We start from the raw sequence: 14,308 nt of genomic DNA, 5'->3' as shown, positions 1-14,308 counted from the left end.
GATGTCTGACGTCAGTCTTTCCAACGCTTGAAGATCAGCGACGTGTTGATGCCGCCGAAAGCGAAGTTGTTGTTCATCACGTAGTCGGTCTGCAGTTCGCGGCCTTCGCCGATGATGTAGTCCAGGTCCGCGCAGCGGGGATCGCGCTCCTCCAGGTTGAGCGTGGGGGCGAACCAGCCCTCGCGCATCATCTCCAGCGTGATCCAGGCCTCGTAGGCGCCGCATGCCCCGAGCGTGTGGCCGACGTAGCTCTTCAGCGAACTGATCGGCATGCGGCTGCCGAACACTGCCGCCGTGGCCGTGCTCTCGGCGATGTCGCCATGGTCGGTGGCCGTACCGTGCGCGTTGACGTAACCGATCGCGTCCGGCTCCAGCCCTGCATCTTCCAGCGCCAGGCGCATGGCCTGCGCCATCGTGTCCGCGCTGGGCTGGGTGACATGCTGGCCATCGCTGTTGGTGCCATAGCCGACGACTTCGGCCAGGATGGTCGCGCCGCGCGCCTGCGCGTGCTCCAGGTCCTCCAGCACCAGCGTGCAGGCGCCCTCGCCCAGCACCAGGCCATCGCGGTTGGCATCGAACGGACGTGGCGTCCGCTCGGGCTCATGGTTGCGCACGCTGGTGGCGAACAACGTATCGAACACCGCTGCCGCCGTGGCATCCAGTTGCTCCGCGCCACCGCCGATCATCGCGACCTGTTTGCCGCTGCGCACGGCTTCGTATGCACAGCCCACGCCCTGGCTGCCGGACGTGCAGGCGCTGGACGTGGTGTAGACGCGGCCGGTCAATCCGAAGAACACCCCGATGTTCACCGGCGCGGTGTGGCTCATCATCTTCAGGTAGGTCGTCGCGTTGATGCCTTCGGTGGTGTACGCATTGAGCATGCGGCCGAAGTCGCCGATGGCTTCGTGGCTTCCCGCGGAGGAGCCGTACGAGACGCCCACCTTCCCGCTTTTCAGGACGGGGTGGCCGAGCAGACCCGCCTGCTCCAGCGCCATCTCGGTGGCGCGCACGGCCATCACGGCCACCCGGCCCATGCTGCGCGTGGTCTTGCGGTTGTAGTGGGCAGGCAACTCGAACGGTTCGGCGGGCGCGGCCAGTCGCGTGTTGAGGCCTTCGTACTTGTCCCAGTCCTGCATGTGGCGCACGGCGTTGCGGCATTCGCGCAGGCGCAGGTGCACGCTGGCCCAGTCGTGGCCGAGCGGGCTGATCGTGCCAGCGCCGGTAACTACAACGCGTCGATCGCTGCGACTCATCCGACCAGCCCTCCATTGACCGAGATCACCTGCCGGGTGACGTACGACGCCTGTGGCGACATCAGGAACGCCACCACGGCGGCGACTTCCTCCGGCCGCCCGACGCGCTTCATGGGGATCATTTTCAACGCTTCATCCACCACCTCGCCACTCACCATCTCGGTGTCGATCAGGCCCGGCGCCACGCAGTTGACGGTGATCTCGCGGCTGGCCAGCTCCAGTGCCAACGCCTTGGTGGCGCCGATGATGCCGGCCTTGGCCGCGCTGTAGTTGACCTGGCCACGATTGCCGACCAGGCCGGACACCGACGAAAGCGTCACGATGCGCCCCGGCTTGCGCCGGCGCACCATCGGCATGACCAGCGGGTTGAGCACGTTGTAGAAACCATCGAGGTTGGTGCGCAACACGGCATCCCAGTCGTCGCCACTCATCGCCGGGAACGCGGTGTCGCGTGCGATGCCGGCGTTGCAGACGACGCCATGGTAAGCGCCGTGCCCTCCGATGTCGGCCTCCAGTGCCTCCGCGGCGGCACTGCGGTCGGCCACGTCGAATGTCAGCACGCGGGCTCCGCGGCCCAGGTCGCGGATCTGGCCAGCGACAGCCTCGGCTTCTTCCACCCGGCTGCGGCAATGCACGACGATGTCGAAGCCATCCTGCGCAAGACGCAGCGCGATGGCCCGGCCGATGCCCCGGCTCCCGCCGGTGACCAGAACGGTGCGCTCCCCAGGCGTGCTGTCGCCGGTGGTGGTGTCTCCCCTCATTGCTGCGTCGTCTCCAGATAGGCCATCGCGTCCGGCGGTTCGAACACGGACACGTTGGCAGTTGCCAGTTCTTCGCCGTCCCCCAGGATGCGGCAGCTGAACATTCCAAGCCCATTGTCGCCCAGCAGCTCGCGCGTTGCCTCTACCCGGAGCAATGCGCCCGTGCGGAACCACGAAACCCGGCTTTCGTAGCGGCGCGTGCCCAGCAGGAAGCCGATCGACGGCTCGCGGCCGGAGGCGCGGGCGTGGCAGCCCGCCCACGCGGCGATGGCCTGCGCCATGTATTCGACCCCCACCCAGGCGGGGACGCCTTCCGCATGGCAGAACGGTCCTTCATCGGGCACGCGCACTTCCACTGCCACGCTGTCTTCGCCCCAGGCAACGAGGCGATCGACCAGCCGCATCGTTCCCCGGTGCGGCACCACACGTTCGATGTCGTACAACTCACCCATTCACTCAGCTCCGAATACCAGCACCGCATTGCTGCCACCGAATGCGAACGACTGGCTCAGCACATGGCGCAGCGGGCCGTCGGCAGTGCTTCCGGGCCGCGCGAAGGACAAGGGCGGCAAGGCCGGATCCGGCACGCCATCCCACCAGTGCGGTGGCAACCGGCGCTGCGGGTTGTCGACCATTGCAAGCCAGCACAGGCCGGCTTCGACGGCACCTGCGGCGCCGAGCGTGTGGCCCGTCAGGGGCTTGGTGGAGCTCACCGGCACCTCGGACCCCAGTGCAGACGCCACCGCGCGGCTTTCCATCGCATCGTTCTGCGGCGTGGCCGTGCCGTGCAGGTTCACGTAGTCGATCTGCCCCGGCGACAGTTTGGCCCGTGCGAGCGCCTGGCCAATGGCGTCGATGGCGCCGATGCCCTGCGGCTCGGGCGCGGAGATGTGGTGGGCGTCTGAGGTTTCACCCCACCCCGCCAGCCGCACCGGCCCGGGCGAGCGTGTCATCAGGAAAAGGGTGGCACCCTCGCCGATGTTGATGCCGTGGCGGTGCGCCGAGAACGGATTGCATCGCTCGGGCGACACCGACTCCAGCGCCATGAAGCCGCGCACCGTGAACTGGCACAGTGAATCCGCGCCACCCGTGATGACGGCGTCCACCAGCCCGGCGCGCAGCAGCCGTGCCGCGGACGCCATTGCCTTGGCGCTGGACGAACACGCGGTGGAGATCGTCCAGGCCGGTCCGCGCGCACCCGATTCGGCTGCGAGAAAACGCGAAGGCGCACCGATCTCCTGTTGCACGTAGTGGAACCCCTCGGGCCACTGCTGATGGCGATGCCAATGCACCATCGCCTGCTCCGCCTCGCCTATGCCCGAGGTGCTGGTGCCGACCACGATGGCCACGCGTGCAGGCCCATGGCGTTCGATCGCCTGCTGCACCTGGTCGTGGATCTGCAGGTAGGCGGCGCGCAGCAGTGCGTTGTTCCGCCCGCGGAGCTGCACCGGATGGTGGTCGAGCGCGGGCAGCGCGGTGGTCACCGTACCCATCGCGAGGCGATGGCCAGGCACCAGGGTGTCGTTCTGTGCCACGCCCGAGGGAGCATCGTCGCGAAACAAGGCATCGCGCACCGACGCCTTGTCTGCGCCGAGTGCGCATACCAGCCCGAGATCGTTCAGGAAGATCGCGTCGCCGCTCACGGGATCGGGGCTCCGCCGGCCGTCGATTCAATCGTCAGATGATAGCCGTCCGCCTTGTTGTGGACCCGCAACGTGGTCGCATCCACGCGCTCCCGCACCAGCCATGCGTGGCCATCCTTGCGCAGTTCGCGCTTGTCGCCGGACTCGACCAGTTCCCAGCCCGCGGGCAAGGCGGCGCGCACGGCGTCCGCGGGCCACAGGCTGAACTGCACGTCGTCGAGCACGCGTTCACCCCGCACCGCCGCAGGCAGCCACGCCGCACGTTCTTCGGACAAGGTCGTGCCGTCCCATTGCAGGCGGACGCCGGTACGGCCCATGGCCTGCACGGCCAAACGCACGGCGTCGGCGTCGACTTCCAGCAATGCGTCGAGCTCCCGCACGTGTTCGCCGAAACGGAACACGAGGCGTTGCTGCAACGCGACCTGCTGGCCCAGCGCTGCCGGTGCCAGGCGCAGCGAAGGCAGCTCGACCGCAGGCGATGCCGGACGCGTGGCGCACGCGGCCAGCAACAGTCCCGTCAGCAAGCAGGCGATCAGCCGGTGCACAGCTGCTCCAGGACGTGCAGGCGACGCTGCGTGTCGGCCACATAGGGGTTCTTCCTGTCCCACGCGTAGCCCGCCAGGATCGAACAGATCATCCGGCGGATGTCAGGCTGTGCATCGGGGTGGAAGATGATGCGTTGGAAACCACCGGCGTACCAGGACTCCACGAAACGCCGGAAGGTCTGCACGCCGCCCCGCAGCGGCACGGAAAAATCCGCTTCCCAGTCCACGGTTTCGCCCGCGTAATGGCGGGCCAGGCACTCGCTGGCCAGCTGCGCCGACTTGAACGCGATGGTGACGCCCGACGAGAACACCGGATCGAGGAACTCGCCCGCATTGCCCAACAGCGCATAGCCCGGGCCCCACAGCGACGATACGTTCGCCGAGTAACCGGTGATCTGGCGCACCGGCAGCACCGCCCACTCGGCATTCTTCAGCAGGCGGGTCAGGTTCGGATCCTCGCCGACGATGGCCTGCAGGCGTTCGAGCTCGGTGCCCTGGTAGCGGTTGAGGAAGTCCATCTCCGCCACCACGCCCAGCGAGCAGCAACCATTGGAGAACGGGATCGTCCAGTACCAGACGTCCACGTGTTCGGGATGCGTGGTGATCAGGATCTTGTTGCGGTCGAACCCGGCGTCATGCGCGATGTGGTCGCGCACATGGGTGAAGATCGCCCCCCGCACCGGGAAGTTGGAAGGCGACTCCAGCTTCAGCAGGCGCGGCAGCAGGCGCCCGAAGCCACTGGCATCCAGCATGAAATCTGCTTCGATGACGTACTCCTCGCCTTCCGGCGAACGCACGGTCACGCGCGGCGTCTCGCCCGGCTCGGCGGAAAGCACTTCATGGCGGTAACGCACTTCCGCCCCCATGCGCTCGGCGCCTTTGGCCAGCACGTGGTCGAACTCGGCGCGTTGCACCTGGTAGGTGGTGCCCCATCCCGGCGAGAACTTGTCGCGGAAATCGAACTCCGTGGTGCGCTCGCCGCGCACGAACGCCGCACCATTCTTGTACTGGAAGCCGGCTTCCACCACGTCCTGCAGCAGACCGGCCGCCTCGATGTACTCCATGCTCTGCGGCAGCAGGCTTTCGCCGATCGAGAAGCGCGGGAACTGCTCGCGCTCGACGATCAGGACCTTGCGCCCCTGCTGGCGCAGCATCGCCGCGGCGACGGAGCCCGCGGGGCCCGCGCCGATGATGAGGATTTCCGTGCGTTCCGTCTTCATGCAGAGGTGTTTCCGTTCGAGGGGAGAGATTCCGGCGGAGGCCGGAACAGGGGGGAAAGCAGCCATACCAGGCCGATGCCGAACAACAGCGTGAGACCGAACGCGCGCAGCGCCGGGGTTGCCGACAGGCCCAGCAGGCCGAACGAGAGCCACGTACTGGCCGCGCCCACGCAGACCGCGAGCCATGCACTCGCGTCGCCGCGGTGCTCGACCAGGAAGATGCCGTAGTCGATCCCCATGCCCAGCAGCAACATCAGCGCCAGCACGTTGAACAACTGCAGCGGCTGGCCCAGCCAGCCCAGCAGCGCGACCGTCAGCAGGCCGGCCAGCAAGGTCGGCGTGATCACGCGCCACGCCTGCCCGCGGTAGCGGATCGCCAGCACGGCGAACACCACGCCCACGCCCGCCAGCAGCAGGCCGGTCATCATCCGCCGGTAGTGCGCGAGCAGGCGCGAGATGTCGGCGGTGCGATTGACCCAACGCACGCCGTCCAGCCCCGCCGCCTGCGCGGCGAAGGTGTCCAGCGCATCCTGGCGGGACAGGTCGTTCACCATCACCACCGATGCCACGCCCTGCCCCACCTGCCCGAGCCACAGATGCCGCACCGGCAGGGAAGCGGGCGACGCGAGGAAAGCGTCCATGTCGATGGAGGCGGCAGCGAACTCCCCACGCGCCACGGTCTCGCCGGTTACGTCCGACAGCCGCGCCAGCACGTCGCGCTCCACGCGTGCCGTCAACGCGGCATCCTCGTCCTGCCGACGCAGCGACGGCAGCCAATCGCTCAATGCACGGTGGCCACCGACCAGGCCTTGCTGCTCCACCTGGCGCAGCCGGGCGGTGAGGTGTTCTTCGCGCTGCAGCACCTGCTCGGCATCGCGCCCCTGGACCAGGAAGAACTGCGCCGGGCTGGGCATTCCCAGCAATCGTCCCACTTCGCGCTGCTGCGCGATCAGTGCCGGCGGCGATGATTGCAGGCCGCGCAGGTCATCGTTGGCTCGCAGCTTGACCAGGCCGGGTACCGCGACCAGCAGCACTGTGGCCGCCACCACGCCAAAGGCACGACGGCTGGCCAATCGCGGCCATCGCGCGAGCGTGCCGCCCAACCAGCGCGAGAATGCGGTGGTGCCCATGCGCCCCCCATCCAGCCAGGGAAACGCGAGGATCACCGTCAGGAATGCGGCCGTCAGCCCGACCACCGAGAACAGCGCCATCTGCCGCAGCCCGGGGAACGGCGCGAGCCCCAGCGCCAGGTAGGCCATGGCACTGGTCAGCAAGGCCAGCCACAAGCCCGGCAGCAGGTGCCGCAGCAATGACCAGCGACGCTCGGCGGCCACGCCCTGGCGCGAGGCGAACCAGTGGATGCCATAGTCCTCCGCGACGCCCACCAGACTGGCGCCGAAGATCAACGTCAGCAGATGGATCTTCCCGAACACCAGTACGGTGACGGTCAACGCCACCGCGCAACCGACCAGCAACGACAGCGCCACCAGCAGCAGCGGACGCAGCGAACGGAATGCCAGCCAGACCAGCAGCAATACCGCCGCCAGTGACCCCCAGCCGATGGTGTTGACCTCGCGGCTGGCCTGCACGGCCGCGGATTCCGCGTGCAGCGGCACGCCCGCCTTCAGCACCTGTATCCCGGGCGCGGCGGTGGTCGCCGCGGATGCCGCGCCATCCAGCAGATCCTGCAACCGGCGTTCCCCGTCGAGCTTGAACGCGGATTCGCGCAGGGTGAACTGCAGCACGGCCCAGTGACGTCCTTCCGCCTGCAGCAGGCCATCGCCATCCAGCGCCAGGCCCGTGGAAGCGGCCTGCGCCTGCCACCACTGCGGCCACAAGCCCAGTGGATCACTGCGCCACTCGGTCAGGCGGGGCGCCCCCATCGGCCCATACAGGGCGGCGAGCGCGGACTCGGCCAGTGCATCGGCGGGTGTCTGCGCGAGCGCCTGCCGTTGCGCCTGTGTCAGCAGACGGTCGCGATGCGACGCGAAGAAAGTCCGCGCCTGCGCGAACCAGTCTTCCGGCGAGGCGTCCTTGACCAGCAACCCAGATGCCGTTGTGCCGGGAGACGACTGCACGAATGCATGGAAAGCTGCGCGCGCCTTCAGCGCCGCTTCCGGCGTATCCGCCCCCAGCATCACCACTACGTCGCGCGAACTGTTCCCGGCGATGCGCCGCGTGGCATCGGCGATCGCCGGGTCTCCGGCGTCCTGGGGCAACAACGCCAGCACGTCGCTGTCGATCCGCGGTGCCTGCCAGAACCGCCACTGGTGCCAGGCCACGGCCGCCAGCACCAGCAACCATGCAAGCGCCAGCCAACGCCAGCCCCGCAGCGGATGAAGGGACGGCTCACTCAAACCGGGCCACCTCGTCGCGCGACAGGGTGGCCGGTGTTTCGCTCATCGCGCTGAACCGCAGGTGGGTGACGTCGCCATTGGCTTCGCGCAATTCGACCTCGCGCACGTAACGGTCGCCGGACAGGCGCACGGACGTGAACGCCTGCGCCAGCTGCCGTGAACGCGGCGCCAGCGTCATCCGCCACCCCTTGCCGGCTGCAGGCTCGGCTTTCACGTCGAAGGTCGACGTCAATGCCTTCATATCGCCACTCATCAGCGCGAACATCATCGCATTGACGCTGCGAAGTCCCGGCTGCTGGCGTGCGTCCACTTCCACCCGCCGGCCGCCGTCGCGCTGCCGGATGAGGATGCGGTCCTGCGTGATCACGATTTCGGAGGGAAACGGCGCGACCGTGGTCCAGACCACACCCTTGCCACGCGCAAGCAGGAAACGACCGCTGGAACGCAACGGATTCCTGAAGCCAGCGACCTGCTTCTCCTGCGCGAACTCGCCGCGCAGCAGCGGCACCTGCGCGACCTGCCCTTGCACCTGCGCCAGCGGATCGGCTGCTGCCACCGGCAGGATGCTCCCACCCGCCGCGACGGCCAGCAGGAACGCGGAAAGGAATCCGCGGATCGTCTTCATGGCGCCTCCACTCCCAACCGCTGCCACAGGACAGGCGGGCACAGATACAGCATCTCGCCTGAAGCCGCGTCGACCGCGACCTGGATGGTGTGTGCGCGCGTCATCACCTCGCCGCTGGCGGCATCACGGATCTCGTAGTCCAGCTTCAACCGGTTCTCCCACTCGCTGATGCGCGCGGCCACCACCAGCGGCTGCGCGTACCGCAGTGGCCGGATGTACTTCACGCGCGTGTCGACGATGGGCCAGAGATAGCCCGACACCTGCATCTGCGGGTAGTCGTAGTCCAGCCGCTGCAGCAACGCGCACCGGGCGATCTCCAGATACTTGAAGTAGTGCCCGTGCCAGACCACCTGCATGGCATCGCAGTCATGGAAGGCCGGGCTCAGCGCGACTTCGATGGCCAGATGATCGCGCTGCTCAACCGGCATAGACGTTCCACCGCTCTTCGCGGATGTCGGCCAGCAACTGGCGAAGCTCGCCATCCAGTGCCCGGTCCTCTTCCACCAGCGGAATGCGCGCGCGCAGGTCGGCGTACATTGCGGCAGGACCATCGCGCAGCGTCGACTGCAGGCCCACGCGTTCGCGCAGTTCGAGGGCCTGGCGTGCCGACACCAGCATCCCCGCCATCACCTGCTCGGTCAGCTCGATCACGCGCAGGCAGTCCCGCGCGGCGATCGTGCCCATGCTGACCTTGTCCTGGTTGTGGCATTCGGTCGAGCGCGAGAAGACCGAGGCCGGCATGGTCAGCTTCAGCGCTTCGGCCGTCCACGCCGAAACGCTGATCTGCAACGCCTTCAGGCCATGATTGATGGCGGCGCGCGGCCCCGTCGCACCGGACAGGTTGGCGGGCAACCCATGGTTGTAGCGGGCGTCGACGATCAGCGCCAGTTGGCGATCCAGCAGGTCGGCCACGTTGGCCACGGTGTTCTTCAACGAATCCATCGCGAAGGCGATGTGGCCGCCGTAGAAGTGGCCGCCGTGCAGGATCTGCTCGCGGTCCGGGTCGATCAGCGGATTGTCGTTCGCACTGTTGAGTTCGGTCTCGATCAGCTGGCGGAAGAACGGAAGCGCGTCCTCCAGCACGCCGATCACGTGCGGCGCGCAGCGCAGCGAATACCGGTCCTGCAGCCGCTGTTCGTTGCGCGGAGGACGGTCGCTGTGCAGGTCCTCGCGCAGGCGCTGGGCCACCCGTGACTGGCCCGGGTGCGGCTTGGCGGCGAACAGCACCGCATCGAAATGGTGCGCGTTGCCGTTGCTTGCCAGCACGTTGAACGCGGTCAGGCGGGTGGCGAGACGCGACAGGTACTCCGCGCGATGGAACGCGAGACACGCCAGCGCCGTCATCACCGCGGTGCCGTTCATGATCGCCAGGCCCTCCTTCGGGCGCAGCGTGAGCGGCTTGAGACCGATCTCGGCCAATACCTCGGCGGCCGGTCTGCGACGGCCGGCATGCATCACCTCGCGCTCGCCGCAAAGCACCGCCGCCACGTACGACAGGGGCGTCAGGTCTCCACTCGCGCCCACCGATCCTTCCGCGGGAATCAGCGGCAGTACGTCGTGGCGCAACAACGCTTCCAGACCTTGCAGCAATAGCAGGCTGACCCCGGACATCCCGCGCACCAGCGATGCCAGGCGCGCCGCGAGCACTGCGCGCGTTTCGGTTTCATCGAGGAAACGGCCGAGACCGCACCCGTGGTAGGTGTACAGATGGTGCGGCAGTTCCGCGACCAGCGCCGGCGGAATGTTCACCGTGCAGGAATCGCCATACCCGGTGGTGACGCCATAGATGACGCCGTCCTCGTCCAGCAGCCGATCAAGGAAATCCGCGCCGCGCGTGATCCGCGCGCGGAATTCCGCGTCGTCCGACAGCACGGCCGGTACCTGCCGCCGTGCGAGCGCCACGACATCCTCGATGCGAAGAGGGGCATCACCGAAGACCGGGGACACGGATTCATTCATTGCGGGCGTCATGCGTTACCTGATCCCAGAAGGGGTAGAAGTTGAACCAGTCGTAGGGAGAAAGGCGGACCTGCCGTTCCATCCACGCCGCGAACTGCGCAGCGTAGCCGGCCAGGGCGGCATCGCGCGAGCCACGTGGCAGTTCGATGCGTTCAGCAAAGGCTTCCAGACGCACGCGGTAGCCATCACCATCATGCGTGCAGGCCATCGTGAACACGGGACACTTCAGCGCAGCGCCCAGCACGTAGGCCCCGATGGGAAACGGTGCTGCATGGCCCAGGAACGATGCCGTCACACTGCGGCCGCCGCGCAGCGGCACCCGGTCGCCCGCGATGGCAACGAACTCGCCGCGCGCCACGCGCTCGGCCAGCTTCACCGCATCGGCAGGTCCCAGGTCGGTGACCTGCAGCAGTTCGACCCGACTGCCGGCATCCAGGCGACGGATCAGCCGGTTGAAGCGCTCGGCATGCGCGGTGTGCACCAGCGCGGTCAGGCGGAACCCGGGCACCTGGTCGGCCATGATCTGGCACAGCTCCAGGCAGCCCAGGTGCGCGGTGACGATCAAGCCACCCTCGCCCGCCTTCACGCGGGCCAGCACATCCTTCCGCTCCATCCGCACCCGTTCCACCGGGTAGCGTTGGCCCAGCGCCAGGATCTTGTCGAGCAGGGTTTCGGCGAACATCGCGAAGTGATGCAGGCTCTGCCACATGCCCGGCCGCCGGGGCGGCATGGCCTGGTACGCATGCGCCCGCTGCAGGTATTGCAGCGACGCGCGGCGCGCCGTGCCGTTGGCGAGCCAGTGGATGAACACCACCGGATACACGCAGAGACGGAACGGCCAGCGCCCCAGCCAGCGATGTACCGCACACAGCAGCAGGATGCCGCGCACGGACGTGGATTCGCCGATCTCGGCCCAGTGCTGACCGCGCTCGCTCATGCGGCCCTGTCCACGGCGCGGCGCGCCAGAAGGCGCGGCAGGCGGCGCACCATGCCGAAGAACAGCCGTGCATGCATGCGGCTGATGCGCACGTTATCGCGCCACACATCGAAATGGGACACGCCATCGAGCGGATACGTCACCCGGGTGGGCAGGTTGCGCACCCCGACGCTCCGCCAGAACAACCGGACCAGCACTTCCACATCGAAGTCCATGCGACGCCCGATGGTTTCCTCATCGATCAGCTGCAGCACCGGCGGCAGCGGATATACGCGGAACCCGCACATCGAGTCGCGGATGGCAAAGGACAGCGTGTTTATCCAGACCCATACGTGGGTGAGATAGCGGCCATACAGCCGCCCCTTGGGTACGCTGTCGTCGTACAGCGGCACGCCACAGACCACATCGTCTGGATGCGCCCGCGCCATTGTCAGGAAGGCGGGGATATCGGCGGGATCGTGCTGGCCGTCCGCGTCGATCTGCAGGACGTGGGTGTGGGCATGGGCGCCGGCCCAGCGGAAGCCGGCCAACACCGCGCCGCCCTTGCCCTGGTTCTCGGACAACCGAAGCAGGCGCACGCGCGGCGCATGCAATGTCGACAGGCGATCCAGTTCGGCTGCGCAGGCAGCGCTGGAGCCGTCGTCCACCAGCAGGCAGGGCACATCCGACGCCAGCACGCCCTCCACCATCGTCGCGATGGCGTGCTCGTGATCGAACACCGGGATCACCACCAGGGGACGGAAGGTGGACGACATGGGCGCGGGATCACTCGGCATCGGCGAACACTACGCGACCACTCGCATGCGGCCCGTGCACGGAGGTGTAGCGGAACACCAGCGTGACGCGCTCCGGATGCCATTCGAGATCAAGCCGGACCACATCCCCCGGCCGGGCGACACGCTGGAATTTCAGCGCCTCCATGCGCAGGAAATGTCGTGGCACTGCGAACACCTCGCGCGCCAGCTGCACCGCCCAGTCCAGTTGTGCGACGCCCGGCAGGATGGCGGCCTGCGGGAAATGTCCGTCGAACACCGCAAGTGAGGCATCGAGCGGCAACTCGACCTTCGCATGCGTGGCTTCCCGCAGGATCCAGCGCGCTGCCGGCCGTTCGGGACGGAACAGTGCCGTCAATCCTGCTTCGGTCACCTTGCCTTGTGCATTCACCGGCAGCGCCGCAACGAAGCGCCAGCGGCGCGGGCGCGTCACGGCGTCCTGATGGCCGGCAAGGTGGCGCGACAGGGTCTGCGAAAGCGCGCGCCGCATCGATGCGTCGTCCGGCACCTGCGCGTCGTCGTTCATCACCACGACCGCCGCCAGCGTGCTGCGTGCGCCTCCCAGCAACAGCACGCGAGCCTCCTTCACCGCGGGATGCGACAGGATCTGCCGCTCCAGCGCGTCCAGCGACACCCGCCGCTCCTCCACCTTGACGATGCGGTCAGCGCGACCCAGCAAGCGGAAGCCGCCGGCGCCATCCGGCTCTGCGCGATCCTGGCTGTGCCACCAGGCGTCTTCATTCAAGTGGGGCGAACGCACCTCCAGCGCGCCGTCCCGTATCCGCCAATCGACTCCCGGGAGCGGCCGCCACGCCGGCTGTTCTTCCCGCCACTGGCGCCATGCGATGCCACCGGTCTCGCTGCTGCCGAGGATTTCCGTGGGCGGCACGCCCAGCAGTTGAGCGGCGGCATGCGCGGCTTCGGCAGGCAGCGCGCCGCCCGAGGAGAACACCGCACGCAGCCGTCCATGCAGCGACGACCACGACAGCTGGGCCGGCAGGCGCTTGAGGTGGGCCGGACTGGCGACCAGCACGGCGTCGTGGTCTTCCATCGCCGCCAGCAGGTCCTCCGGGAAAAACGCGCGCGGCACGATGGCGCGACCGGCGGCCAGCGGCCACAGCACGCGGAACAGCAACCCGTAAATGTGCTGGTGCGACACGGTGCCATGCACCGCCACACCCTCCAGACCCGCGCCCAGCGCGGTTTCCAACGCCTCGACTTCGGCACAGAACTGGGCAAGGCACTTCTCGATCGCAACGGGTTCGCCGGTGCTGCCCGAGGTGTATACGGTCAGGCGCGTGGTCCTGGCGTCCAGGGGAGAAAGCAGGGTCTCGCCCTCGTCATCATCGGCGCATGTCAGGGATGCATCCGGCCAGTCGCCTGCGAACCCGTCCACGCGGCTCCGCAATCGTGCCTGCGTGCCGGCCAGGGCATCGCCCGGCAGCACCACCGTCTTGCCGGCGTGCCATGCACCGTACAAGGCGCCGGCGAAGCGTGCGGCATCGTCGAAATGAAGCGCCCAGGTCGTGCCGGCCCGGGCCTGGAAGCTCGCATGCCAGCGCAGCACGTCGCGATGGAAATGTACGTGATCACGGGCCTCCCGGCCCGCCACCATGAAGGCACGGGCAGGCACCGGCTGCACGGCGACGTCCGTCAGGCTGCGCCACTCAGCCATGCCGATGGTTCGCCTTCACGCGCTGGCGCACCAGCCACTCGCCGCCGAACAACAGCCCGATCAGACCGTAGGCGATGAGTCCGTTGTACAGCGCCCATGTGCGGTCGGACATCCACAACGCGGTGACCAGCGCAGCCGTGCCGTTGAACACGAAGAAGCCGCACCATATCTGCGTCACCCGGCGCGTGTACGCCACCCCTGCAGGCGGCAGCTCCGGCTCCGTCAGCCGGGCGATGCGCTCCACCGCCGATGGCGGGAATACGAGGCTGGCACCGAACACGAGCAGCATCACTGCATTGATCAGCGCCGGATAGAGTTTCAACGGCAGCGCCTGGTTGAAGACCGTGGCCAGCCCCGCGAGGACCGCGGCCCCCGCCGCGGCGGCCAGCCACACTGCCTGACGGGTGGCGGCGGCGCGAAGCAAGGCCAGCACCAGCAGCAGGACGGCCAGCCATCGTGGCTCGAAGCGGCCCATGGCCCAGTACACCACCAGCGGGTACGCCACGGACAACGCCACGAAGATGATCGCGCCGATGCGGGACACGCGGAGGCGGCCTGCG

Annotated in this window: 14 protein-coding genes; all 14 read right to left on the bottom strand. The window is 68.0% G+C overall.

Translation table 11 applies throughout. The features are described from left to right. Positions 1-11: 11 nt before the first annotated feature. The 14 genes from AC3DET_RS11440 to AC3DET_RS11375 are packed head-to-tail and all read right to left on the bottom strand — an operon-like array spanning position 12 to position 14,292. Positions 12-1,253 carry a beta-ketoacyl-ACP synthase gene (locus AC3DET_RS11440; protein WP_488391653.1) on the bottom strand — a complete coding sequence of 414 codons (1,242 nt, stop codon included), beginning with the start codon at positions 1,251-1,253 and terminating at the stop codon, positions 12-14. Further along, positions 1,250-2,014: a 3-oxoacyl-ACP reductase FabG gene (gene fabG / locus AC3DET_RS11435; RefSeq protein WP_488391652.1), complete on the bottom strand. Its 765-nt coding sequence runs from the start codon at positions 2,012-2,014 to the stop codon at positions 1,250-1,252. Before fabG ends, AC3DET_RS11440 begins: the two co-directional genes overlap by 4 nt. Further along, a complete protein-coding gene (locus AC3DET_RS11430) occupies positions 2,011-2,466 on the bottom strand; it encodes a hotdog family protein (protein ID WP_446539189.1) in 456 nt (151 codons plus the stop codon). The genes fabG and AC3DET_RS11430 overlap by 4 nt, the downstream gene beginning before the upstream one ends. Further along, on the bottom strand, positions 2,467-3,657 hold the full coding sequence (locus AC3DET_RS11425; RefSeq protein WP_488391651.1) for a beta-ketoacyl-ACP synthase: 1,191 nt from the start codon (positions 3,655-3,657) through the stop codon (positions 2,467-2,469). After that, positions 3,654-4,181: a DUF3261 domain-containing protein gene (locus AC3DET_RS11420; RefSeq protein WP_488391650.1), complete on the bottom strand. Its 528-nt coding sequence runs from the start codon at positions 4,179-4,181 to the stop codon at positions 3,654-3,656. Before AC3DET_RS11420 ends, AC3DET_RS11425 begins: the two co-directional genes overlap by 4 nt. Before the next feature lie 8 nt (positions 4,182-4,189). Further along, positions 4,190-5,422 carry an NAD(P)/FAD-dependent oxidoreductase gene (locus tag AC3DET_RS11415; protein ID WP_488391649.1) on the bottom strand — a complete coding sequence of 411 codons (1,233 nt, stop codon included), beginning with the start codon at positions 5,420-5,422 and terminating at the stop codon, positions 4,190-4,192. Continuing rightward, complete coding sequence (locus AC3DET_RS11410) at positions 5,419-7,779, bottom strand: MMPL family transporter (protein WP_488391648.1); 2,361 nt, start codon at positions 7,777-7,779, stop codon at positions 5,419-5,421. Before AC3DET_RS11410 ends, AC3DET_RS11415 begins: the two co-directional genes overlap by 4 nt. Beyond that, on the bottom strand, positions 7,772-8,404 hold the full coding sequence (locus AC3DET_RS11405) for an outer membrane lipoprotein carrier protein LolA (protein WP_488391647.1): 633 nt from the start codon (positions 8,402-8,404) through the stop codon (positions 7,772-7,774). The genes AC3DET_RS11410 and AC3DET_RS11405 overlap by 8 nt, the downstream gene beginning before the upstream one ends. Then, positions 8,401-8,832 carry an acyl-CoA thioesterase gene (locus AC3DET_RS11400; protein ID WP_142124719.1) on the bottom strand — a complete coding sequence of 144 codons (432 nt, stop codon included), beginning with the start codon at positions 8,830-8,832 and terminating at the stop codon, positions 8,401-8,403. The genes AC3DET_RS11405 and AC3DET_RS11400 overlap by 4 nt, the downstream gene beginning before the upstream one ends. Continuing rightward, positions 8,822-10,363: an HAL/PAL/TAL family ammonia-lyase gene (locus AC3DET_RS11395; RefSeq protein WP_488391646.1), complete on the bottom strand. Its 1,542-nt coding sequence runs from the start codon at positions 10,361-10,363 to the stop codon at positions 8,822-8,824. Before AC3DET_RS11395 ends, AC3DET_RS11400 begins: the two co-directional genes overlap by 11 nt. Next, on the bottom strand, positions 10,356-11,300 hold the full coding sequence (locus tag AC3DET_RS11390) for a lysophospholipid acyltransferase family protein (protein ID WP_337732008.1): 945 nt from the start codon (positions 11,298-11,300) through the stop codon (positions 10,356-10,358). Before AC3DET_RS11390 ends, AC3DET_RS11395 begins: the two co-directional genes overlap by 8 nt. Then, complete coding sequence (locus AC3DET_RS11385; RefSeq protein WP_488391645.1) at positions 11,297-12,076, bottom strand: glycosyltransferase family 2 protein; 780 nt, start codon at positions 12,074-12,076, stop codon at positions 11,297-11,299. Before AC3DET_RS11385 ends, AC3DET_RS11390 begins: the two co-directional genes overlap by 4 nt. Continuing rightward, positions 12,066-13,748, bottom strand: coding sequence for an ApeI family dehydratase (locus tag AC3DET_RS11380; RefSeq protein WP_488391644.1), 1,683 nt, complete (start codon positions 13,746-13,748; stop codon positions 12,066-12,068). The genes AC3DET_RS11385 and AC3DET_RS11380 overlap by 11 nt, the downstream gene beginning before the upstream one ends. Beyond that, a complete protein-coding gene (locus AC3DET_RS11375) occupies positions 13,741-14,292 on the bottom strand; it encodes a COG4648 family protein (protein WP_488391643.1) in 552 nt (183 codons plus the stop codon). The genes AC3DET_RS11380 and AC3DET_RS11375 overlap by 8 nt, the downstream gene beginning before the upstream one ends. Positions 14,293-14,308 lie beyond the last annotated feature (16 nt).

The sequence above is a fragment of the Pseudoxanthomonas sp. 97-1-1 genome (genome assembly GCF_057773125.1).
Note: the sequence above shows the minus strand (reverse complement) of the source record. Positions and strands in the feature narration are given on the sequence as shown.